This window comes from Acinetobacter sp. ANC 4973 (assembly GCF_002135275.1).
Taxonomy (GTDB): domain Bacteria; phylum Pseudomonadota; class Gammaproteobacteria; order Pseudomonadales; family Moraxellaceae; genus Acinetobacter; species Acinetobacter kyonggiensis.
In genome coordinates this window covers 301,138-324,867 of sequence record NZ_NEGM01000002.1, presented here as the reverse complement: position 1 = coordinate 324,867, position 23,730 = coordinate 301,138, and the positions used below count along the sequence as shown (strand labels likewise).

Genomic DNA, 23,730 nt, shown 5'->3' with positions numbered 1-23,730 from the left:
GTTTTAAAAACCGACCAGAAAATGGGGCAAAAATGTTAATACAACGTGGTGGATTAAAAGTCGTTGCAGGGCTCGGAATTTCAGGTGTTGCAGCAGTAAATTTCTTACATGAACATGGCTACCGCGTTGCAGTAACAGATTCTCGAAAGACTCCACCAGGACATGATCAGATTCCAAGTGACGTGCAAACCAGCTTTGGTCAACTCGATCAAGAGCTGTTATTACAAGCCGAAGAAATTGTGATTAGTCCGGGGCTGGATCCAAAATTGCCAGAAATTCAAGCCGCCATTGCTCAAGGCATTGCCGTGGTCAGTGAAATTCAAATTTTACGCCGCTTTACTGACAAGCCGATTGTGGCGATTACCGGTTCAAATGCCAAAAGTACTGTAACCACCTTGATTGGTCTTATGGCGAAAGATGCCGGGATTAAGGTCGCTGTAGGAGGCAACTTGGGGCGCCCTGCACTGGATTTAACCAAAGATGATCCAGAACTGTATATTTTGGAGTTGTCTAGTTTTCAATTGGAAACCACTTCGAATTTACATGCTGAAGTGGCTGTTATACTCAATATGAGTGAAGATCATTTAGACCGTCATGGTGACATGATGGGCTATCACACCGCGAAACATCGCATCTTTCAAGGGGTGAAAAAAGTCGTTCATAACCGCGATGATTCCCTGACGCGTCCATTGGTTCCAGATGCAACCCCGATGCAAAGCTTTGGTTTAAATGCCCCAGATATGAACCAATATGGCATCTTAAAAGAAAATGATGGCACCATGTGGTTAGCACGCGGTCGTGAACGTCTATTGAAAAGTTCAGAAATGTACATTCAAGGCACACATAATATTGCCAATGCTTTGGCGTGTTTGGCTTTGGGTGAGGCGATTGGTTTGCCATTGGCATCAATGCTGGACACTTTAAAAACCTTTAAAGGTCTAGAGCACCGCTGTGAATTTGTTAAAGAAGTTCAGGGTGTACGTTATTACAATGATTCTAAAGGCACCAATATTGGGGCGACATTGGCCGCAATTGATGGTCTAGGTGCTGCGATTGAGCCGCAACAGGGCAAAGTCGCCATTATTCTTGGGGGGCAGGGTAAAGGTCAGGATTTCACTGCTTTACGCGATGCCTTAACAAAATATGCCAAGCTAGCGGTGCTGATTGGTGAAGATCGTGCAGTGATTGAAAAAGCGATTGCCAATACCACGACGCTGATGCATGCGGCATCTTTACAAGAAGCGGTAGAATTATGTCAACAGCATACACAAGCCCATGATGTGGTGTTATTGTCTCCTGCATGTGCAAGTTTTGACATGTTTAAAGGTTACAGTGAACGTGGGCACCAGTTTGTTGAATGTGTGAACACACTTGCTTAGAAGAACGATAAGGAAAGCTGTATGGCTGGGTTAGCTCAGACGACCATAAATAAAATTAATCAGGTCTATAATGCGTGGGGAACGAAAATTCCTGCTGAATTTACACCACGTAATGTACTCATTTTTTGTGTGATTGCCTTGCTGTGTATAGGCTCTGTCATGGTGGCATCGGCTTCGATGCCCTATGCAGACCGTTTACATGAAAATGCATTTCACTATGTAATTCGACACGGGATTTCAATTCTGGTTGCAGCAACAGCCGCATTTTTAACCTATAAAGTGTCGCTTAATATTTGGTTTAATAACACATTTCCATTGTGGTTAATGACCATTTTACTGCTTGCGGTGGTGTTAGTCGTCGGTACTGAGGTGAACGGTTCGACGCGATGGATTCGTATTGCAGGATTTACTTTACAAGCCTCTGAAGTGGCGAAAGTCATGATGGCTATTTTTACTGCCGATTATGTGGTGCGAAGGGCAGAAGAGGTTCGCAATAACTTATCAGGACTCTTTCGTTTAGGGGGTGTCATGGTGATTACCGTCGGCTTAATTCTGGCTGAACCAGATTTAGGTGCCACAGCGGTGATTGTCTTGATGATTTTAGGCGTGTTCTTTTTGGCGGGTGCACCACCAATTCAGTTCATTGGTTTCATGCTGGCGATTATTCTAGGCTTAGCAGCCGCGATTATCTTCGAGCCTTATCGTCTACAGCGTGCTTTATCTTTCACAGATCCTTGGGCTGATCCATTGGGTACAGGTTATCAGCTCTCTAACGCGCTGATGGCTTTTGGGCGTGGTGAGTGGGCAGGCGTAGGCTTAGGACACAGTATTCAGAAAATGGCCTATCTTCCTGAAGCACATACTGACTTTATGTTGGCCATTTTAGGTGAAGAGTTTGGTTTCTTTGGTATCACGACTGTTTTAGCATTGTCCTTTACCATGTTGGTCTGCTGTATCAAAATTGGTCATCGTGCCTTGCAACATCAGTATTTACGTGCAGGCTATTTGGCTTATGGCATCAGTATTATTTTCTTGCTGCAAATTTTGGTGAATGCAGGTATGAATATGGGTATGCTGCCGACCAAAGGTTTGACCTTGCCATTCATTAGTTATGGTGGCTCATCTTTAATTATGTGTGCAGTCATGATCAGCCTAATTTTAAAAATTGATGCAACCACACAAAAAGCCAACCCAAGTAAAGAAGAGTCTAGCTTCTAAGTGGATTTAATTTCTTGGACTTAATGCAATCATTCAGACACTTCCCCATTGTTCTTTTGCTTTTGAAAGGAGAAATGGGGGAGACCAATAATAAAAAATATTCCGTTTATTGTTTTCAACAGCATATCTTGCCGTAGAAATCCCAACAAAAAAATATCAAGATATTGCTTTAAAGTGAGTCTTTGAACTGGTGATGGTGGTGACTTTATAAATAAATCCCGTCGAGTTGGAGACTATGCGGAATAGATTGGATATCCCACTGTGCAATCGCTTGTATTAACATGTTTTTCGGGGTGTCTAAATCGACTTCAGGCTGATGTAAAGCACGAATCGCATGTTGTAATAGCTCAGATGCGCGATTTAAATCGAGAGCTTGCGCCAAGTTTTGTTTAGACAGCTTTTGCCCTTGATCATTCATGGCTAAAGGTAGGTGCATATACTCAAGCTGAGGATAGCCGAGTAAGGAACCCAGCCAGATCTGACGTTCAGTGTTATCCAGCAAGTCTGCACCACGAACCACATGCGTCATGCCTTGTAGATAATCATCGATGACCACAGCCAATTGGTAGTTGATAATGCCATCACGACGCTTGAGCACAAAATCACCTAAGTCCCGTTGCAGATTGGAACAGTGTGTTCCTTGCAGACGATCGTCGAAACAAATCTCTTGATCCGAAACTTTCAGACGAATAGCGTGTTGGTCAAAGGGTAAATTTAACTCGCGGCAAGTGCCTGTATAAATATGATTGGAGCCCAACATTTTTCGGGTGCATTGGCAGGCATAAATCAGATGATCTTGCTGGAGCTGATGCAGAACGGATTCGTAGAGATCTAAGCGGTCTTTCTGGAAAATGATGGTGTCATCAGCTTCGAACTGAAAGGCATCGATAGCGCGTAGGATATGCGCTTCGCTGTCAGGATAAATACGCGGGATGTCGGTGTCTTCAATACGAACCAACCATGAGCCCTGATGTGCTTTGGCATCGCAATAACTCGCCAAAGCTGTGATGAGTGAGCCAAAATGCAAAGGGCCGGTTGGCGATGGCGCAAACCGACCTGAGTAGCGAGTTAGCGAAACATCGTTCCGCTGCTGCGCAAGAGCAAAGCTGTGCTTTGCTGAGGAATTCTCAACAGTCACAATTAACCGTTATTTTGCTTCTCTTTGATTTCTGCTAAAGTTTTGCAGTCAATACAAAGGGTTGCAGTTGGACGTGCTTCCAAACGACGCAGACCAATTTCAATACCACACGTTTCACAGAAACCATAGTCATCATTTTTAATCGCTTCAATTGATTGCTCAATTTTACGAATTAACTTACGTTCACGATCACGTGTACGCAGTTCAATGGCAAACTCTTCTTCTTGTGTCGCACGGTCATTGACATCAGGCAATGCAGTATTTTCATCTTGCATTGTGTTTAAAGTACGATCGACTTCAGACATCAGCTCTTCTTTCCATGCCAACAGAATTTGGCGGAAATGTTCGAGCTGTCCTTCGGACATATATTCTTCATTTTTTTTCGGCTGATAAGGTGCAATACCAAATAAGCTGGCAGTAGAACCACTTTCTGACGCTTTTGGCTTGGTTTTTCGCACGCGTTTTGTAGATTTTTCATCTACAACATCAGTTTGTTCATCCAAGACTTGATTTTGGTTGTCATTCGCCATATAGGGCATTCCTCATCATATACGCATTATCTATACGCAAAAAATATGGTGATATGCAAGTGTTTTTATCCAACCCTTAGGAGATTCTCCTTCGAGGGGCATCATCATATAGGCTTTTTCGGCTTTTTGATAGTCTTTGATGCTTGGATTCCATCTATCACGTTTTCTTTTGAAGCCATAAAGTAATAGAAAAAAAGCAAAATGAAAAGTTAATAACCTGAAATTTCATTATTAATTTTTTGTTGTACGTTTTCTGCACGATAAATTTTAGTTTTTAATTCGCCATTTGCTTGCAAATGTAGAACACGAAAACCCGGTGCTTCTTCATCAAGTGCAAAATCATCACTTAAAGGTTTGAACTGAACGCAGGTTGAAGGGGTGGAAAAAAACTGAATATTACGCCATTCATTTAGGGAGTCTTGATGGACATGACCACAGATAACGGCTTTCACATTGTGATATTTGGCTAAAAGGTCAGTTAAGTTTTCAGTATTTTTTAGCTTATGTTGATCGATCCATTTTGATTTCATGTCGAAAGGATGATGATGACATGCAACAATCACAAATTGCTGTTGGAATTTAGATAAAATTTGATCCAGTTGTTGGAGTTGCTCTTGTTCAATCCAGCCATCTACTTTGCCACGCACAGCACTATTGAGCAGTACAATGCTCCATTTGCCAAAATGAATGGCATGAACTTGATTTTGATTCTGATAAAACGGGAAATGATCAATATTGTCATGATTACCCGGAATTTGATAAAACGGGGTGCCAAAGTGTTGCATAAAGGCCAAATAGCGCGCATAGGTTTCTTGCACCGGCACTTGTGCTAAATCACCGGTATGCACAATTGCATCAATATGAGGATATTGCTGCTGAATTTGCTGCATGACGGCATGAAAGCTCTGTTCAGGATTCATATGCACAAATTCTAAATCATCCTGATCCATGAGATGTGTATCTGAAATTTGAACGATGGTCCAGTCGCGCTGGTCGTTATAGTTCGGTGATAAAGTCATGTCTGACTCCTTAGACATTCCTTGTAGTTTTAATATGTTGTTGCAACCATTGCAATGCCATAATGACCGGTGCATTTTTTAAGCGACCATTGGTCAGTAAATTTTTAATGTCATCATAGTCAATCAGATGTAACTGAATATTTTCCCCTTCATCGGGCATGCCAAATATGCCACCTTCTTGAGGAAGTTCGGCTTGTGCGCTATATAAATGGAACAGTTCGGAGCAAGCACCAGCAGAGGGATAAAAGCTAAATAAATGCTGTAATTGATTAATTTCACAACCCGATTCTTCTAAACTTTCACGGCGGATACAGCTTTCAGGTGATTCATCACCATCTAACACACCAGCAATAATTTCCAGTTGCCACGGTGAATCGACATCATCCATGGCACCGACACGGAATTGTTCAATTAAGGCAAATTTCTGTTGGCGATCATTATAAATAAGGACACCCGCAGCTTCAGGTCGATGAACCAGTTCACGTTGAACCACTGAGCTAAATTCAGTTTGAGCAAATAAACGATGTTTGAGATTGACTTTTTCAACCTGAATGAAGCCACGAAAAAGAAACTCGCGTGACTGAATTTTGACTTGGTCGCTGTTATATGTTGCTTGTTGAATAATATTCATATAGCTCAGTCAGGATGAAAAGCGTACATTCATCCTAACTGAGAATCTCATCAAAATAAAAGATTTTTTGTCAAATTACAGTTTGTGGTACAATTTTTGACCATGTTCTTGGTAGGTGGTTTTCATGGCATTGAATCCAGCTTCAATCTCGGCACTTGTTTCGGATGTAGCTTCTGTATTACTTTGATTTTTCGCATAATCTCGCACATTTTGCGTGATTTTCATTGAACAAAATTTAGGCCCACACATGGAACAAAAATGTGCCGATTTATGAGCTTCTTTGGGCATGGTTTCATCATGCATGCTGCGTGCTGTATCAGGATCAAGACTTAAGTTGAATTGGTCTTCCCAACGGAACTCAAAGCGTGCTTTAGAGAGGGCATTGTCACGGACTTGTGAACCCGGATGACCTTTGGCCAAATCTGCTGCATGCGCGGCAATTTTATAGGTGATGATGCCATCTTTCACATCTTTCTTATTCGGTAAGCCCAAATGTTCTTTTGGCGTCACGTAGCACAGCATAGCAGTACCATACCAACCAATCATGGCAGCACCAATCGCTGAGGTAATATGGTCATAACCTGGAGCAATGTCGGTGGTTAACGGGCCAAGGGTATAGAACGGTGCTTCTTGGCAAACTTCAAGCTGTAGATCCATGTTTTCTTTAATCATATGCATTGGCACATGCCCCGGACCTTCAATCATCACTTGCACATCATGTTCCCATGCGCGATGGGTGAGTTCCCCTAAAGTTTTGAGTTCACTGAATTGTGCTTCATCGTTGGCATCTTGGATACACCCCGGACGTAAACCATCGCCTAAACTGAAAGACACGTCATAGGCTTTCATAATTTCGCAGATTTCATCGAAATGGGTATAGAGGAAGTTTTCTTCATGATGCGCGAGGCACCACTGTGCCATGATCGATCCACCACGCGAAACAATGCCCGTTAAACGGTTTGCCGTCAGTGGCACATATCTTAAAAGCACACCTGCATGAATGGTGAAGTAATCTACACCTTGTTCGGCTTGTTCAATCAGTGTGTCTTTAAAAATTTCCCAAGTCAGATCTTCAGCGACACCATCGACTTTTTCCAAAGCTTGATAGATGGGAACCGTACCAATCGGAACAGGCGAGTTACGAATAATCCATTCACGAGTTTCATGGATATTTTTACCTGTTGATAAATCCATGATGGTGTCTGCGCCCCAACGGGTCGCCCACGTCATTTTCGCAACTTCTTCGTCAATGCTAGAACCCAATGCAGAGTTACCAATATTGGCATTGATTTTGACCAAGAAATTACGCCCAATAATCATCGGTTCAATTTCAGGATGATTAATATTGGCTGGAATAATTGCACGACCTTCAGCAATTTCCTGACGCACAAATTCAGGCGTGATTTCGGTGAGGTTTTTCGCACCAAAGTTTTGCCCCGCATGTTGGCGTGCATCGACACCATCCAATTGACGTTGGTTTTCACGAATTGCAATATATTCCATTTCAGGGGTAATGATGCCCTGACGTGCATAGTGCATTTGGCTGACGTTTTTGCCTGCTTTGGCACGACGCGGTTTTTGAATATGCGCAAAGCGAATTTCGGCGGTGCGAATATCTTTTAAACGTTCTTGTCCAAAGGCAGAGGTCAAGGTATTTAAACGTTCAGTATCGTCACGTTCGGCAATCCAGCTTTCACGAACATTGGGCAAACCTTTGTTGAGGTCAATGGCAACTTTAGTGTCGGTATACACGCCTGAAGTGTCATAGACCAGAATATCAGGATTCTGTTCACCGCCTAAACCCGTTGGTGTATCTGTGAGTTCAATGGCACGCATCGGCACTTGAATATCGGCACGAGAACCTTGGATATAGACTTTTTTTGAAGCCGGTAAAATACGGGTGAGATCTTTGGAGTCTTGCTCATGTTGAGCAGAAATATCTGTTGCAGATAGATTCGTTAATTGGTTCATTGCAATGATCCTTATGAATGACATCAACGAATCAAGCACGACCAAAAACGTGGCAGACTTATCTTAGGTTTTCATTCAAGCTGAATTGAAAAATAGATAAATTGAGGGCTTAAGTTTTTAGATGGCTTGATTCCTACGCAGGTCTTAACCTGATCAGGTTCAACGGTACTCAGCATTAAATTGAACGTATCAACTTTGCTGATCTCAGCGAGCAATTACTCGCGCTCCGTCAAGCGATGGACAAATATTAACACGCCTACCCACTAAAAAACATTCACATTAAATATCGCTTTTACTGTGTATTCGAAATATTCAGATGAAAGATTGCTTTAGAGGCAGACTGCATCACTAAAGCAATCACGTATTTTTGAGTAATTGGTATTTTTTAAACCCAAATATTGTGCTAATTGTTTTTCGGTAAGTAAATTTTTAGACTGAGATGATTGTTCTTGTGTATTGAGCTGAACAGGTATTTGCTTTAAACGCTGCTGTTCAGATAATTGTAGAAATTGCAGGAACTTTTTCGCTTGAAGCGCTAAATACGAATTTTTAATCTGCGCTAATTTTTCAATTTCATCCATCGAACTACTTTGGATTGCATATTTATCAATATAAGTGTCAGAGACAGGTGAATTTTTTGTTCCTATAAATAAAAACTGGCTATACATCTGCAAAAGATACTCTGCATCTTTACGATAGCTACTTTTGGGGTATTGATTTAAATATTCTTCCCAAAATAAAGCGCGTGTTGCAATCTCATGCGGCTCAATCATTAAGGTCTTTTCGACAAACACAGGCATCATATTTTGCGTCGCCAAATTTTCGATAAAGACCTGTTCTGCCTGTGGCATATAGGGCGCAAAGATTTTGGCTAAATATTCAGGACTACGACGATAATTCAACATTCCCTTACCTGCATCAAACAGCTCAATATATGCTTGCCCTTTATGCTTGAGTAAGTATTGATCACGTAAAGAGAGTTGTTCAAAATGGTTTTGTTGAACAGTCGGATGTTGGGCTAAATCAAAAGCATATGCTTCGAAAGCAGATTGTTGTGGCGGTGTTCTATTGACCGTTAAAAAGTTTTTATACATTTGATTTGATAGGGTTAAAAAATGCTTTTGTTCATCGGAGGTTGACAGCGGCAAGCATAATTTTAAATCTTGATTAATTTGTTCTAAAGCAAAAGTGGTTCGTTCTGAGTTAATGTTGAGTATTTCATTTTCAATATTTTTACATAATAAAGATAAATCAACAGGTTCGTCTTGTTGCGATTGTTTTTCGGCTTGTTCCGGAATAGGCTGTGGTTCAGGTTTTTGACACCCGAGCAAAAGTATAAAAATGACAAAAGCAAAGTAAGGTTTTACAGAGCAAAATTTATTAAAAGGTACAGTCATTCTATATCAGGATACATGCGAAAATGATTTTGGAAAATAGGAGCTTATTTTATCGCTGAAAAGTATTTTTTCTGTGTAGTCTTGTGAAGGAGTTTGGTTACGCGTTGTGATCAGTAATCGATATTTTGTCAATTAACCCCTATCACAGGGATGGGTTGTAAAAAGCCAGAACAACAAATGAAGAAATGGTTGGTCGAGCATTCGTTCCAATAAGCCCGCTAAATATTCAGGCTATTGTCATAAAAGTTTCATATTAGATATGATTTAATATTAAACAAAATTTCTCATCCTAAAAGTGCTGTTGTGGAGTGCGCCCCTTGCCAAATAATCCGGTGTTGAATCACCATATTTCATCGCAATTTAATGAAGATTTGCAGGATGTAAATACCAAGTTTATGACCATGGGAGGCTTAGTTGAACAGCAAGTTGCCAATGGGATTCATGCTTTATTGGATACCGATGCCAGTTTAGCGATTGATGTACAATTTCAAGACAATATCGTTAATCGCTTAGAGACTGAAATTGATGAAGCCTTAACCCTGATTTTGGCACGTCGTCATCCGGCAGCGATTGATTTACGGATGGTCATTGCCATGTCGAAAGCCAATACCGACTTAGAACGGATTGGCGATGAAGCGGCAAAAATTGCGCGTATTGCACAAAATTTATGTGAAGAGGGCAGTTCACCGCGTGGCTATATGGAAACTCGCCATATTGGTAATCAAGTGCGAGTTATGATTCATGATGCCTTAGATGCCTTTGCCCGTTTAGATGTCGATCAGGCTTTACGTGTGCTTCTTGCAGATGCCGATATTGACCGTGAATATCAATCAGCAACACGCACATTAATGACCTATATGATTGAAGATCCACGTCATATTTCACGAGTGATTAATGTGTTATGGGTGCTACGTTCTTTAGAACGGATTGGTGACCATGCACGGAATATTTCTGAACAAGTGATTTATATGGTGAAAGGTTTAGATGTGCGTCATACCAGTGTGAAAGAAATTGAAGAGAAAGTTCAAGAGCGTTAATGGATATATATTCTTTGCTCAAAAAGCCTCAAGATGAATTGAGGCTTTTTTATGCATTTGGAATGCCAAGAAAATCTAGAGAGAGGGGTGTCTGATCTCTACAAAATGAACATTTCACGTGTTTGTTTTAGTGCTATAAATTTCTGAGGGGAATGAATTTTAAACTATCCTTTTTGCTGTTGAATAGATAACAGGTTCCCAAGTGAAGTTCAGCAAGGAGCAATTTTATTGAAAATAGAACAAAAGATTAAAAATAAAGGCAAAAAAAAGCCCATGCATCGGCACGAGCTTTTCCTCTGAGGATGTCACTCAAATGGTCATGGAATCCAATCGGTGACATAAAGAATGATAATCATATTATGAGAAAGTGATTGGCAATACAATATGCAATTAGGTTTATTTTCGCATTGTTTAATACGGATTTAAATATTTTTGAGTTGCTTAAAAATCTTCGTTTTTAGACAATTCCATAAAATTTTTCTCAATCAATGCGGCATTTTCTTTCAAAATTTCAATTAATTTTTGTAAGTTTACAAATTCAAAGCGATTTTTTGATGCCAATAGGGTTAATGCTAATGGCGGTTCTTTGCTTGAGAATTTAATGGGAATCGATAAGCCTGCAATATTTGGATCTAATTCACCATTTGAAAAATAAAAACCCTGTTTTTTAATTTGCTTCATTTTGAGTAAAAATTCAGCTTCATTCTCAGCAAAGTTAACTTCAGCAAGTTCAACCGAGAAGCGTTGGTAATAGTCCAAAATCCCTTGTTTGGGTAAGTGTGAAATAATTACTTTTGGCGATGAACCGACAAATACAGGACGCGGGCAACCTCGACCATAAGAAAGCAAAGTGACATCTTTAAACAATTCATGATGAAGATCGATACATGAATCATGGTTTAAATGCGTGAGCAGGCAACAAAGTTCAGTACGTTCCACAATTTGCTGCATAAAAGGGATACTAATTTGTACCAAAGGATCTGTGGTTCGAGAGATGTAATCCAACACTGCAATTTTAGAACCCAGTGTATAGTCCCCTGAAGTGCCACTTAAGCGTTGCAGTAATTCTGCTGAAACCAGTTCTTTTAAATATCGGTAGCTGGTGGGTTTAGACAGTCCTAATTCCTCACTAATGATATCGACATTAATGATAGGGCGAGGCACTGAAAACAGATCCAAAACAGTGAGAATCTTACCAAAACTAGAAAGTGCCATAAGTACCTGCTTGGTCAAAGCATAAAAAAGAAAATAACAATTAGGATTACTTTATAACAAAAAAGTAAGCAAAAGAGCGCTTTTGTTGTGACCATACTGTATTTGTCAGCCTTTAATTTACTTTTTATTCAATATGAGAAATTTAATGCTGAGAAATTGAAAAGTTTGATATTATTTTAATTGTATTATCACAATAAGATATTATATTTGACTTATTCTGGTTTTTTTGAAAAAATAACCAGAATAAATATCTAATGTTGAATTTTTAGCCTGATTCTGATTGGCGGTTTGTTCTCGCTTATTTCGTATAAAGAATGCGCTGCAAAAGTTCCTCTATTTATTTTGAATGACGATTATTTCTGATGCTGTGCTCCAGCATGCCCGTTTTTTACACGATTTATCCGCAGGGTAGATCGTGTCTTTTGGTTGTCATTTAAAAATGAGTGGGTGTGAAGTGTTAAACCTGAATTTGAGATAAGCCCATGTTGCTAACCAAACCATTACTCGCATTTCGTCCAAACAAAATGGATTGGATTTTTGCGACTAAAACTTTTGTGGCTGGCATGTTGGCGCTTTATATCGCATTTTCTTTAAATTTGGCTTATCCGATTTGGGCGATTGGTACAGTATTTGTGATCGCTAATCCATATTCGGGTATGACGTCATCTAAAAGTATTTATCGGCTATTCGGGACATTATTAGGTGCAATCGTGTCGATTGCGGTGACACCATTTTTAATCAATACACCTGTGTTATTGACTTTATTCTTGGCAAGTTGGGTCGGTTTCTGTCTGTATATTTCCATGTTAGACAGAACACCGCGCAGCTATGTTTCGATGTTGGCGGGTTATACCACGGTCATTATCTGCTACAACATTGTTTATTATGCTGACACGGTATCTATCTTTGATATGGCACTTGGGCGCTTTTTGGAGATTGCTCTCGGGGTGGTGTGCAGTGCAATTGTCACCACCACCATTTTTCCAATGCATATTGGACCTGCGGTGCAAAGCCGTGTTGTAAAAACATTTCAGGATGTTCATGCATTATTTGATCAGATTTTACTGGATCAGAAACAGTTGGAGAATTACAACCAATTGTTGGGCAATATTACCCGAGATGCTTCAGATATCCATGTGTTGGCCGTGCATTTGTCCTATGAGAAATCGAACCTTCAGGGCATGACTAAACCCCTTCAGGAAATGTTGCACCAATTGACGATGCTGGTGGCAAATTTGGTTGCCATGTCCGAACGAATGAAGCAGTTAGATCAAATTGAGATGACATACCGTGAAAAGCTAAAAACTGTACATGCGCATATTGCAGAATATCTGCAAGATCATCATGAAATTAAAGCACAAGAATTAAATCTTTTACCCAGTCAGTTTGAATCCGACTTTGCTGCTTTAGTGCTATCGGCACCTTCTGAACAACAGCTCATTTTAAATGCCTTAAAGATGGATATTCGGCATTTTATTCAAAATGTGCGTGCGGTGAAATTGATTTGGCAACGCATTCAGCAAGGGGATGATAGCTTGCCAGAAAGTATGACGCCGTTAACCACATCTTATCCGAGTTTGCACCGTGATCATGGGGTGGCCGTGCGCGGTGGAATTTCAGCGTTTATGATCATTCTGATTGCGACTGCATTTTGGATTTTAAGTGGTTGGAAAGCCGGATTTATGTTGGCTGAAATGGCCGCGATCAGTGCCTGCATTTTGACAGCAATGGATAATCCTGTCCCTGCATTGAAACTGTTTATCCGAGCGAATATTTATTCTGCTGTTGTGGTGTTTATTTATGCTTACGGTATTTTTCCGCATGTGACAACTTTTTGGGAGTTGGCCTTAGTGCTGGCACCATTTAGCATATTTTGCCTGATGTTGTTTCCACATCCGCCATTAGCAGGATTGGGTTTGCCTCTATTGATGGGGGTCATTATGGGGCTGAACTTGCAGAACCATTATATGTTGGATCAAATTGCATTTTTTGATGCTTCTATTGGTGCAGTCATTGGTCTGATGATTTCTGCTTATATCATTCACATTGTTCGCGCCATGTCCCCAGATATGGCTGTACAACGTATTTTGGCCTTACATTATAAAGCCGTCAGACAAGTCTTGTATTTATCTTATGGAAGCGATTTTAAAAAGCATTTGCGCAGTATGTTAGATCGGATTGGGGTGTTAAACAGTAAAGTAGTCCAGTCTGAACATCTCAAAAATGACATCAATTGGGCATTAATTGAAACCAGTGCAGTGATTGATTTAACCCGTTTACAAGAGTTAATTCACAAATTGCCAGAGCAAGACTCGATTGTCTCTGATATTGAAGATTTACAGCAGTCGTTAGATGACTATTTTCAAGCCAAAGAAATGCAGCGAGCCCATGCCGATATTTTACAAAACTTGTTGCACCATCTTGCTGTGGTTTGCTCTGCAACGGATGACGTGGAAAATCGGGATGTTGCACAGCGTTTGAAGATTTCACTGAACAATATCCGCAGCAGTTTATGTCATCAAACTGGTTCACAGATGGCTGAACACGAAAAATGGATAGGGATATAAGGATGGGTGAACTTAACCTTTATGGGGTCTATGTCCCGATACTGTTAATTCAAAGCATACTTGCTTATTTCTTGCTGCAAATCGTGATGATGGCAACAGATCGACTGGTTGATCAGGAATGGATTGCATGGCCGAGCATCTTTAATTTATGCCTTTATGTGGTGCTGATTTTTCTGCTGCATGGGTTGTTTATTTTATGCGGCATCTAAGATGAAGATCAATATGATTCAAATTGAAATGAATGAGGTAAAGCAGATATGAGATCTTTTGATTTACGTAAAATAATCCGCCCGATTGTTTTGTTAGTCATGGTTTTAATGGCAGTTTTTGCTGTGATCCATATCTGGAATTATTATAATTCTGAACCGTGGACCCGTGATGGTCGTGTACGTGGAGATGTGATTCAGGTGTCTTCCGATGTTTCGGGGTTGGTGACGGATGTTTTAGTACAAGACAACCAAAGCGTTAAAAAAGGACAGGTGCTGTTTAAAATAGATGTGGCACGTCAAGCATTGGATGTGGAACAAGCGAAATCTGATTTGAGCAAAGCCAAAGCAAGCTTAGCCGCAGCTGAGGCGAGCTTAGTGCAAGCCAAAGCCAATGTGATTGAATCCCAAGCGAGTAGTACACTGGCTGAAAAAAATGCCAATCGTTATGCCAATTTAATGGAGGGGGCAATCTCTAAACAAGAACAAGATCAAATGTTTGCAGCACGAGATCAATCGCATGCTGAACATGAACAAATGCAAGCTGCAACAGAGCAGGCGCAAGCCAATATCAAGCAACAACAAGCCTTGATTGACGTTGCAAGCAGTCAGTTGCATATGGCGCAGTTAAATTTGCACCGTTCTGAAGTGATTGCTCCAGCAGATGGAACCTTATCCAATTTTGAACTTCGGGTTGGCAATTATGTCAAAGTTGGGCAAGCGGTAGCGGCATTATTAGACCGTAAGCAATTGTACGTAGTGGGTTATTTTGAAGAAACTAAACTCGATAAAATTTATGTTGGCGCACCTGCCACCATTCAGATGATGGGCGATGCTGAAAAATTAAAAGGCCATGTGCAAGGTATTGCTTCAGGTATTGAGGATCGGGAGCGGACTACGACTTCAGGACTTTTAGCCAATGTAAATCCAACTTTTAGTTGGGTGCGTTTGGCACAACGTGTACCGGTCAAAATTGTGTTAGATGAAATACCGCACAATCAATTGGCATTTGTGGCAGGACGCACGGCAACCATCCATATTGAAAAACTGATCCAATAATCGACTTGTTTTTAATAGATCTAAATAAAAAGCCATTCAATTTTGAATGGCTTTTTTCGATGCAATATGACTTGAAATGATTTAATTTTTTGAACAGTTAAGGTGTTACACCTTTAGGGGTTCGATACCAACTCTCAATAAAAAGTGCAGCGGCAATACTATCCGCAGCTAACTTTTTACCTCGACCTTGCGCTTGATAATGATCCAACTCATCACGTGCTTCACGTGTGGTTAAACGCTCATCTACCATTAATGTTTCAATATTGGTTTGATGGCGTAAACGACGTGCAAACTTGCGCGAGCGCGCAGAAAGTTCGGATTCCGTATCATCCATATTTAACGGTAAACCCACTAAAAATAAAGTCGGTTGATACTGTTTCACAATCTTCAGTAATTCATCCCAGTTCGGAATGCCATCTTTCATAGGAAACAGGGCAAGCGGATTGGCACTTTCAATCATGGATTGACCCACTGCCATGCCCATTTTTTGTGTACCAAAATCAAAGGCCATAATCATGTAGGGTTGTGATAAATCAGGCATGTCCAATCTCTGATGAAAGCCAAGTTCGGTCTACGCCCATTTTTTTATAGGCAGCATCCAAACGGTCACCATAAGGTAAATTAAAAATTAAATCCATATCGGAATCGCAGATCAGCCAAGCACCACGTGCCATTTCTTGTTCCAGTTGGTTTTTGCTCCAACTGGCATAACCTAAGGCAATTTGGTAACGTCCAACGCCTTCATTGTGTGCAATGGCATCTAAAATATCTTTAGATGTGGTAATACACACATTTTCACCCACAGCAATTGATGAATGCCATGTTGGCTGACCCGTATGCAGGACAAATCCAGCTTCAGGGCGTAAAGGCCCGCCTTGCAATACATCATGAGGATGAACATGATCCGCTTCGATTTCAAGGTCATTCAAGAGTTCTTTGATTGAAAGACCAGATGGGCGGTTAATAATGATACCTTGAGCGCCTTCTTCATCATGTCGTGCCAAATAAATAACGGTATTGGCAAAAAAATCATCGGCTAAATCAGGAGGCGCAATTAGACAGCGATGTGTCAGATATTGTTTAGTCATCTAAGCCATTCCCCCTTAAAATTAAAAAGCTGATTAAAATAATAATATTCTTCTGTTTAACTTACTAAACTAATTGAGTTTCGCCAATCATTTTTTGTGATTTAATCGACAAAATTAGACCTGCTGAAACTTAAGCTGACGTAATTGCTTGGCATGTTGTAGCGTCGTGTCATTAATTTCGACACCGCCCGTCATACGTGCCAGCTCATCAATCCGTTGTTCTTCCGTGAGGTTGATAATGGTACTGCTGGCAGGGTCGGTTTGACGTTTTTTAGCCAATAAATGCTGATCAGATTGAGCAGCAACTTGTGCTTGATGGGTGATACATAAAATTTGCACATGTTGAGCTAAATCTGCCAATAAACGCCCGACCATTTCCGCAGTTCCACCACTGATTCCGACATCAATTTCATCAAAAACTAAAACTTCAGATTCGGTTTTTTCTGCATTCATCACTTGCATGACCAATGCAATACGGGAAAGTTCACCACCTGATGCAACACGTGCCAACGGTTGCGCGGGAATGCCTTTATTTGCGGTGAACAGCAGTTGAATAAAGCTAAACCCTTCGGCTGTTGCTTGTTCTAAGGGTTCAAATTTGAATTCGAAATAGGCTTCAGGCAAGGCCAATTGTTTGACTTGTTCAGTCAGTTTTTTCGCCAAAGGTAGTGCTGCTGCACGGCGAATTTCATCTAAGTGTCGTGCTTTGGCCAAAAAGTCTTGCTGAGATAAGGCAACCTGTTCAGCTAAAGTTTCAGGATCTTCCAGTTGATGCAGTTGTTCAAGCTCCGTTTGCCAAGTTTGATAATCCTGTTTTAGCTGTTCAGGCTGGGTTCGATATTTACGTGCTAAACGATGAAAGATTTCGAGTTGTGCATTTAGCTCTTCGACCCGTTCAGGATTGAAGCTTTGACGATCAATAAATTGGCGTAAATTCGCTGTCGCATCCTCAATTTCACTTTGGGCGTTGAGTAGTGAATTATAAATTTCGGACAGTTGTTCGCTACGACCCGCATGCGATTCTAAACGACGAATAATCGTCGAGATATCTTGAGTGATGTTTTGCTCAGCTTGATCCAAGACATCTAAACTATAGCTACAATCTTGCATGATATGTTCATGATGGCTTAAACGGTCGAACTCTTGTTCAATCTCTTTATAGTCAATTTGGGTAATTTCTTCGAGTTCTTCAAGCTGTAATGCTAAAGTTTCGATTCGTTGTTGTCGTGTCGCTTGTGCATCTAAGGCAGCTTGATGCTGACGAATGTCTTTTTGCCATGTGCTATAGGCCTCTCGGACAGCCTGCGCAGGTTGGTAAAAATTACTGTAACGATCCAGCCAATGTTTCGGATAAGGTGGTTCGAGCAATTGTTGCTGGCTGTGCTGACTATACAGTTGCACCAGTAAACGTCCAATTTCTTTTAGTTCAGAAAGACTACTTGGACGACCATTAATCCATGCTTTGCTACGACCTGTAGCAAAAATGACCCGTCTTAAATGAATTTCACCCGATTCATCATCTAATTCATGGTTTTTTAACCATTCGGCTTCTGGACTTTGTGTTTGATAACTGAAAATGGCGGTGACATCCGCTTTATCATGACCAAAACGGACGTAATGGGTGTCCGTACGTTCGCCTAAACATGCCGAAAGGGCATCTAATAATAAAGATTTACCCGCACCTGTTTCACCCGTCAGTACATTGAAACCTTGTTCAATATCAATGGCTAAATGATCGGCTAAAGCAAAATTGATCAGAGTTAAATGTGTCAGCATAAACGCATCCGAGCTGCGAAAAGTTTTAATCTAAGATAGTGAAAATTTGTTTTGGTCACAAGATAACTTTTATTTTAAGATGACGTAAAACATCATTATTTTACCTGATTTTCATTATAAAAATGAAATTACCTTTGCTTGAAGATACGTTATAACGCTTGCACAAGCATAAAGTTAATTCAATTTTTGTAAAATATTCGATGTTTTATGGTGAATATTCAAGGTAAAGCGCAGAAAAAATGGTGTGGTGATGAATCTTGAATGGGTATTTCTTGTCTCATATTTAAACCATGAAAAATAGGGCAGAACTATTGGTCATGAGCGAGATTGTATTGGGCGAGATTGCTCGGTTTTTCACTCTCCTTTGCGGATTAAAATCGTGACTGGAGGCAGCAGTTAAGCCTTTAGTCGGTGATGCACAAAAACATATTTGTGCTTCTGCTGCGCTTGTTTTAGACTCTCGCTAACAAATGGAAAAGCTTCTAAATATGGATATAGAAAAGTATCTATTTGGAAAATATTAATTTAGCTTTATGAACATCGATTGATTAGTTTAATGCTCAGCTTTAAACTACATCGGTCAAAAATTATAAATGCGCATTATCTGGAGAATACGCATGTCAAATCAGTTTGATCACGTGTCTGTTATCAAAAAATCGAATGTTTATTTCGGTGGGCTATGTATTAGTCATACTGTGCAATTTGAAGATGGTACAAAAAAGACTTTAGGGGTCATTTTACCAACGGAACAAGCACTGACTTTTGAAACCCATGTCCCTGAACGTATGGAAATTATTTCAGGTGAATGTCGTGTACACATCGCAGATCGCACTGAAAGTGAATTATTTCGTGCTGGACAGTCTTTTTATGTACCAGGCAATAGCCGTTTTAAAATTGAGACAGACGAAGTACTCGATTATGTCTGCCATTTAGAAGGCTAAGTACAAGTCGCATTAAGGCAAAGAAATTTTGGCCTGAATCAGTTAAACTAGATTTGAGCATCAATCCTGTAAAGCCAGCTTTGCAGGATTTTTCTTTTTTGTATTGTATACATCTATTTTAGAGGCCGTTCATGGCAAAAACCGAATATTTTTATGGCGTTCACTCAGTGGAGTCATTACTTGAGCTTGAGCCAGAGCGTGTACTGACATTATTTACACTCAAAGGTCGTGACGATCAACGGTTGAAAAACGTTTTGGCTTTGGCAGATCCTTTTGGGATTAGTGTACAACAAGCCAGTCGTGACAAATTGGAGAAATTGGCGGGTCAGCCTTTTCATCAGGGGGTGGTTGCCGCAGTTCGTCCGCATCCCACACTGAATGAACAAGATTTGGATGAGTTACTAAAGCAGAATCCTCAAGCTTTATTGCTTGCTTTAGACCAAGTGACTGATCCACATAACTTAGGTGCATGTATTCGTACAGCAGCGGCTATGGGTGTCGAAGCAGTGATTGTTGCACGGGATCGTTCGGCAAGCTTAACCCCAACAGCACGTAAAATTGCTGCGGGTGGTGCAGAAAAAGTGAAGTTTATTCAAGTGACGAATCTGGCACGTACTTTAGGTAACATTAAAGAAGAATTTAATGTTCGCGTGGTGGGTACGATGCTGGATGAAAAAGCCTTACCTGTACAAGAGTTTGATTTCACTGGAACAGGGATTTGTGTGGTAATGGGCGCTGAAGATACAGGCTTGCGTCCAATTACGCAGTCACAGTGTGACCAAACGGTTTATATCCCAATGGCGGGTAATTTACAGAGTTTGAATGTCAGTGTCGCAACAGGTATGGCTTTGTATGAAGCGTGCCGTCAACGTAATGTGTAATCCTTGTTGATTTAAAATTTAAAAGTTGTTGGCAATGTCTCCCCGTTCTCAAGGTTATGTTTTTGTCCTCATTACCATGTGTATTTGGGGAGGATTCACCATTAGCTCTCGCTTAAGTGCACAGTGGGGGATTAGTGCGTGGGATATTACCGCATTACGTTTTGCTTTGGCCTTTTGTATTTTAATGCCGATTCTAATCTATAAAAAAGACACTGCTTTTCTATGGAAAAAACAACCTTTTCTTTTGGCAATGATTGGTGGTGTGGGGTATTGCCTGACGTCCTATAGTGCCTTTCATTATGTACCCGCAGCACATGCAGCCATTTTTTTAAATGGTTGTATTCCGCTGTGTACAGCAGTGGCTGCATTTTTGTTGTTTAAAGAGCCCTTCGATAAGCATACATGGCTCAGTTTAGTCATTATGCTGAGCGCCATTAGTGCAATGAGCTTTTTAATGTATCAAGAAACAGGTGTAGCCTTTGGTTTTGGCGATCTGCTGTTTTTCTTAAGTGCCATTTGGTGGGGTGTTTTCACCGTTTTATTAAGACAATGGAAACTTTCCGCATGGCATTCTATGGCCGGTGTTGCGATTTGGTCTGCGGTTATTTATGTTCCGATCTATTTGATTTTTCTTCCAAAAAACTTGAGTGAACCAGAGCCTATCCATTTGTTGATGCAAACGATTTTTCACGGTGTGTTTGTGGTGATTGTGGCAACAATAAGCTATGTAGAAGCGATTAAACGACTCGGTGCATTTAAGACGGGAAGTATTGTTACGCTGGCACCGTTTATGGCAGCAATTCTCGCTGTTCCCCTTTTGGGTGAGCCTTTAAGTCGGGCAGTGATGTGCGGTTTGATCGGTATGGCAATAGGTGCTTTACAGCCGTGGCGTTGGATCATGCATAAAGACAGTTTGCAGCAGCAACTGGATCAACAAAAAAAACAGTCTTAATCGACTGTTTTTCTTTTAGCGTTTTAAATAGCGTTGATGCAGTACTTTTAAATGACGGTATAGATGCTCAAGATGACCATCATTGAGCACAATATCATCGGCCAAATGTTGTTTTTGTTGGCGTGGCATTTGTGCCTGAATAATCTTATGAATTTGCTCAATGGATTGACCATCACGTTGACTGGCACGCTGAATTTGTAATTCCTCGGTCGCATCAATCAATAAGGTGTGATGAGTTAATTTATGTTGATTGGTTTCAAAAAGTAGGGGTGAAACCAAAATGACATAGGGTGTTGTCGCACTTTGTAGTTGATGAATAATGGACTGACGGATTGAAGGGTGAGTAATGTGCTCTAGCGTTTGACGTGCATTTGGGTCTTTAAATATATGCTCGCGTAAAGCTCGGCGATTCAGTTCACCATTTTCAAGTAAAACCCAATCACCAAAAGCGGCATGAATTTTTTGCAAAGCGGCTTGGCCTTTTTCAACCACTTCACGTGCCACGATATCTGCATCAACAACGGTGATACCTTGGGTTTCAAACCATGTACTTGCAGCAGATTTTCCACTGCCAATGCCGCCTGTTAAACCCAAGATAAATGTCATAGAGCTACCTAAAATTATTGTCCTAAATATGCTTTCATAATTTGTTCACCCCAAATAAATGCAATCCAACCAGCAATAGCAATATAAGGGCCGAAGGCAAAAGGTTGATTTTCTTTACGTATTTTAAGCAAAATCAGACCAATAATTGCACCGACGAAGGATGAAAGCAGTACGATCAATGGGAGCATTAAAGGTCCCATCCAAGCGCCTAAAGCAGCCAGTAGCTTGAAATCGCCATAGCCCATGCCTTCTTTACCTGTGATGATTTTAAACAGGTAATACACGATCCAAAGGCATAAAAAACCAATAATATAGCCCCAGATTGCAGAAGTAGGCGAGGTGTAAATAGCATAGCTATTAACGCCTAAACCCAATGCGGCTAAAGTTAAGGTATAACGGTCAGGCAGGAGCTGGGTATCAAAATCGATAAAGGTTAGCGCGATCAGTATCCATGTCAAAAGCAGCCCGAAGAGCATTTGTAGCGTTGGCCCAAATACACTGACGATCACCAATGAAGCAAGAGCTGTCAGTAATTCAATCAGTGGGTAACGTATGCTGATTGGGTTTTGACAAGAACCACATTTGCCACGTAATACTAACCAACTGATGACGGGAATATTTTGATACCAGCGAATTTCACTACGGCATTTGGGGCAGGTGGATGCAGGTTTGCTTAAGGTGAGTTTAGATTCATCAATGATTGCTTGTTCAGGATGCAAGAACAATTGGCAATCTGTACGCCATTCTTGTTCCATCATCTTTGGTGTGCGGTAGATGACAACATTGAGAAAACTACCGATGCATAGACTAAAAAGCCCAACTGCACAGTAAAGTGCGGTTGGGTTATTCATAAAATAAGAGATAAATTCTTGCATTACACCACAGAACCCATTTGGAAGATTGGAAGATACATTGCAATCACCAGACCACCGACCAGTACGCCAAGGACAGCCATAATCAGTGGTTCCATCATCGAGGTTAAGCCGTCAACAGCATTATCCACTTCATTTTCAAAATGGGTGGCAACCTTGTCGAGCATTGAGTCGAGTGCACCTGACTCTTCACCAATGGCCACCATTTGTACTGCCATTGATGGAAATTTATTGGTGACGCGCATGGCAAATTGCAGTTGTTGACCCGTTGCCACATCATCCCGAATTTTAAGCACCGCTTCTTCATAAACGCAATTGTTGGTCGCGCCGGCAGTCGATTCTAAGGCATCAATTAGTGGCACACCGGCAGCAAAAGTGGTGGCCAAGGTGCGACTATAACGGGCAATAATCGCCTTATAGACTAAGTCACCAAAAATAGGCGCTTTAAGCGCTGCTTTATCGAGAAAATCACGGAATTTTTTACTACGTTTTTTGGCTTCCATAAAGCCTGCGATAATGGCGCCAATCGCAATAATTAAAATAAACCAGTATTTTTGCATCCATTCCGACATATTCACCACCATTTTGGTAAAGGCAGGTAAATCTGCACCAAATGAACTAAATAAGTCTTGGAACACAGGAACGACTTTGACCATGAGAATAATGGTCACCACCAGTGCAACCACAATAACAGCCATAGGATATTTCATGGCTTTTTTAATTTTTTGCTTTAAAAGTTCACTTTTTTCTTTATAAATCGCGACCCGATCCAGCATGGTTTCTAATGCACCAGACTGTTCGCCCGATTCAACCAGAGAGCAAAATAAATTATCAAAATATTGTGGATATTTGCGCAACGCACCAGCAAAAGTATTACCGCCTTCAACCTCCCCTTTAATACCTAATACCACTTCACGCATAGAGGGGTTTTCAAGACCTTCCGCCACAATTTCAAAACTTTGGACTAAAGGTACACCTGCTTTCATCATTGTTGCGAGCTGACGAGTAAAGATGGTGATGTCGAGTGTGGAGACCTTTTTTTTCATTAAACCTTCGAGAATATTTTTTCGTTTTTCTCGAATGGTTTTAATGGTAATGCCTTGCTTACGTAAAGTCACTTTCGCCAGTGCCATATTACGTGCCGGTAATTCGCCCTTAAGTTTAGCCCCTTTACGGTCAATTCCTTCATAACTGAAGGTTGGCATCATCTGTGCTTTTTTGACAGCCATGAATTTATCCTTATTTTT

General features: G+C 40.7%; 22 protein-coding genes and 1 riboswitch. Of the genes, 9 read left to right on the top strand and 13 right to left on the bottom strand.

The annotated features are described in order from the left end of the window. Positions 1 to 32: 32 nt before the first annotated feature. A complete protein-coding gene (gene murD / locus B9T30_RS04490; RefSeq protein WP_086183949.1) occupies positions 33 to 1,379 on the top strand; it encodes a UDP-N-acetylmuramoyl-L-alanine--D-glutamate ligase in 1,347 nt (448 codons plus the stop codon). Positions 1,380 to 1,400: 21 nt separating this feature from the next. After that, entirely contained in the window at positions 1,401 to 2,597 is a 1,197-nt protein-coding gene (gene ftsW, locus B9T30_RS04485; RefSeq protein WP_086183948.1) for a putative lipid II flippase FtsW, read from the top strand. A gap of 205 nt (positions 2,598 to 2,802) precedes the next feature. On the opposite strand, the gene gluQRS is transcribed toward ftsW, so the two are convergent. From gluQRS to B9T30_RS04455, 6 genes are all read right to left on the bottom strand, one after another. Continuing rightward, positions 2,803 to 3,735, bottom strand: coding sequence for a tRNA glutamyl-Q(34) synthetase GluQRS (gene gluQRS / locus B9T30_RS04480; RefSeq protein ID WP_086183947.1), 933 nt, complete (start codon positions 3,733 to 3,735; stop codon positions 2,803 to 2,805). 2 nt (positions 3,736 to 3,737) lie between these two features. Beyond that, positions 3,738 to 4,265: an RNA polymerase-binding protein DksA gene (gene dksA / locus B9T30_RS04475; protein WP_067722416.1), complete on the bottom strand. Its 528-nt coding sequence runs from the start codon at positions 4,263 to 4,265 to the stop codon at positions 3,738 to 3,740. 209 nt (positions 4,266 to 4,474) lie between these two features. Continuing rightward, complete coding sequence (gene cpdA / locus B9T30_RS04470) at positions 4,475 to 5,284, bottom strand: 3',5'-cyclic-AMP phosphodiesterase (RefSeq protein ID WP_086183946.1); 810 nt, start codon at positions 5,282 to 5,284, stop codon at positions 4,475 to 4,477. A gap of 10 nt (positions 5,285 to 5,294) precedes the next feature. Beyond that, a complete protein-coding gene (locus B9T30_RS04465; protein WP_086183945.1) occupies positions 5,295 to 5,915 on the bottom strand; it encodes an NUDIX domain-containing protein in 621 nt (206 codons plus the stop codon). Positions 5,916 to 5,990: 75 nt separating this feature from the next. After that, positions 5,991 to 7,886, bottom strand: coding sequence for a phosphomethylpyrimidine synthase ThiC (gene thiC, locus B9T30_RS04460; RefSeq protein WP_086183944.1), 1,896 nt, complete (start codon positions 7,884 to 7,886; stop codon positions 5,991 to 5,993). A gap of 113 nt (positions 7,887 to 7,999) precedes the next feature. Further along, positions 8,000 to 8,125, bottom strand: a riboswitch (TPP riboswitch). A gap of 90 nt (positions 8,126 to 8,215) precedes the next feature. Next, on the bottom strand, positions 8,216 to 9,283 hold the full coding sequence (locus B9T30_RS04455; protein WP_171264119.1) for a hypothetical protein: 1,068 nt from the start codon (positions 9,281 to 9,283) through the stop codon (positions 8,216 to 8,218). A 317-nt stretch (positions 9,284 to 9,600) separates the two neighbouring features. Here B9T30_RS04455 and phoU point away from each other — a divergent pair, with 317 nt between their 5' ends. Then, positions 9,601 to 10,320 (top strand): phosphate signaling complex protein PhoU, encoded by a 720-nt coding sequence (gene phoU, locus B9T30_RS04450; protein WP_086165174.1) that lies wholly within the window; start codon positions 9,601 to 9,603, stop codon positions 10,318 to 10,320. Between the two features lie 441 nt (positions 10,321 to 10,761). Here the strand turns inward: phoU and B9T30_RS04445 are convergent, their stop codons facing one another. Further along, positions 10,762 to 11,535 (bottom strand): IclR family transcriptional regulator, encoded by a 774-nt coding sequence (locus B9T30_RS04445; RefSeq protein ID WP_086183943.1) that lies wholly within the window; start codon positions 11,533 to 11,535, stop codon positions 10,762 to 10,764. 482 nt (positions 11,536 to 12,017) lie between these two features. Here B9T30_RS04445 and B9T30_RS04440 point away from each other — a divergent pair, with 482 nt between their 5' ends. The 3 genes from B9T30_RS04440 to B9T30_RS04430 are packed head-to-tail and all read left to right on the top strand — an operon-like array spanning position 12,018 to position 15,367. Further along, positions 12,018 to 14,102, top strand: a complete 2,085-nt coding sequence (locus B9T30_RS04440) for an FUSC family protein (protein WP_086183942.1) — start codon at positions 12,018 to 12,020, stop codon at positions 14,100 to 14,102. 2 nt (positions 14,103 to 14,104) lie between these two features. Beyond that, on the top strand, positions 14,105 to 14,311 hold the full coding sequence (locus tag B9T30_RS04435) for a DUF1656 domain-containing protein (RefSeq protein ID WP_086183941.1): 207 nt from the start codon (positions 14,105 to 14,107) through the stop codon (positions 14,309 to 14,311). Between the two features lie 48 nt (positions 14,312 to 14,359). Next, positions 14,360 to 15,367, top strand: coding sequence for an HlyD family secretion protein (locus tag B9T30_RS04430; protein ID WP_086183940.1), 1,008 nt, complete (start codon positions 14,360 to 14,362; stop codon positions 15,365 to 15,367). Between the two features lie 97 nt (positions 15,368 to 15,464). Here the strand turns inward: B9T30_RS04430 and ruvX are convergent, their stop codons facing one another. The 3 genes from ruvX to recN form a co-directional block, all read right to left on the bottom strand. Continuing rightward, the gene (gene ruvX / locus B9T30_RS04425) at positions 15,465 to 15,908 is read right to left on the bottom strand and encodes a Holliday junction resolvase RuvX (RefSeq protein WP_086183939.1); all 444 of its coding nucleotides are present in this window, start codon (positions 15,906 to 15,908) and stop codon (positions 15,465 to 15,467) included. Then, positions 15,901 to 16,455, bottom strand: a complete 555-nt coding sequence (locus tag B9T30_RS04420; protein WP_086165168.1) for a YqgE/AlgH family protein — start codon at positions 16,453 to 16,455, stop codon at positions 15,901 to 15,903. The genes ruvX and B9T30_RS04420 overlap by 8 nt, the downstream gene beginning before the upstream one ends. A gap of 114 nt (positions 16,456 to 16,569) precedes the next feature. Continuing rightward, on the bottom strand, positions 16,570 to 18,231 hold the full coding sequence (gene recN, locus B9T30_RS04415; RefSeq protein ID WP_086183938.1) for a DNA repair protein RecN: 1,662 nt from the start codon (positions 18,229 to 18,231) through the stop codon (positions 16,570 to 16,572). Positions 18,232 to 18,848: 617 nt separating this feature from the next. On the opposite strand from recN, the gene B9T30_RS04410 reads away from it, so the two are divergent. The 3 genes from B9T30_RS04410 to B9T30_RS04400 all read left to right on the top strand — a co-directional run bounded on the left by B9T30_RS04410 (position 18,849) and on the right by B9T30_RS04400 (position 21,005). Further along, positions 18,849 to 19,172: a pyrimidine/purine nucleoside phosphorylase gene (locus B9T30_RS04410; RefSeq protein ID WP_004650032.1), complete on the top strand. Its 324-nt coding sequence runs from the start codon at positions 18,849 to 18,851 to the stop codon at positions 19,170 to 19,172. Positions 19,173 to 19,303: 131 nt separating this feature from the next. Further along, positions 19,304 to 20,053, top strand: coding sequence for a 23S rRNA (guanosine(2251)-2'-O)-methyltransferase RlmB (rlmB, locus tag B9T30_RS04405; protein WP_086183937.1), 750 nt, complete (start codon positions 19,304 to 19,306; stop codon positions 20,051 to 20,053). A 34-nt stretch (positions 20,054 to 20,087) separates the two neighbouring features. Beyond that, positions 20,088 to 21,005: a DMT family transporter gene (locus B9T30_RS04400; protein WP_086183936.1), complete on the top strand. Its 918-nt coding sequence runs from the start codon at positions 20,088 to 20,090 to the stop codon at positions 21,003 to 21,005. 15 nt (positions 21,006 to 21,020) lie between these two features. Here the strand turns inward: B9T30_RS04400 and coaE are convergent, their stop codons facing one another. The 3 genes from coaE to B9T30_RS04385 are packed head-to-tail and all read right to left on the bottom strand — an operon-like array spanning position 21,021 to position 23,712. Then, a complete protein-coding gene (coaE, locus tag B9T30_RS04395; RefSeq protein ID WP_086183935.1) occupies positions 21,021 to 21,611 on the bottom strand; it encodes a dephospho-CoA kinase in 591 nt (196 codons plus the stop codon). A 14-nt stretch (positions 21,612 to 21,625) separates the two neighbouring features. Continuing rightward, the gene (locus B9T30_RS04390) at positions 21,626 to 22,486 is read right to left on the bottom strand and encodes a prepilin peptidase (protein ID WP_086183934.1); all 861 of its coding nucleotides are present in this window, start codon (positions 22,484 to 22,486) and stop codon (positions 21,626 to 21,628) included. Further along, positions 22,486 to 23,712: a type II secretion system F family protein gene (locus tag B9T30_RS04385; protein ID WP_086183933.1), complete on the bottom strand. Its 1,227-nt coding sequence runs from the start codon at positions 23,710 to 23,712 to the stop codon at positions 22,486 to 22,488. Before B9T30_RS04385 ends, B9T30_RS04390 begins: the two co-directional genes overlap by 1 nt. Positions 23,713 to 23,730: the final 18 nt, after the last annotated feature.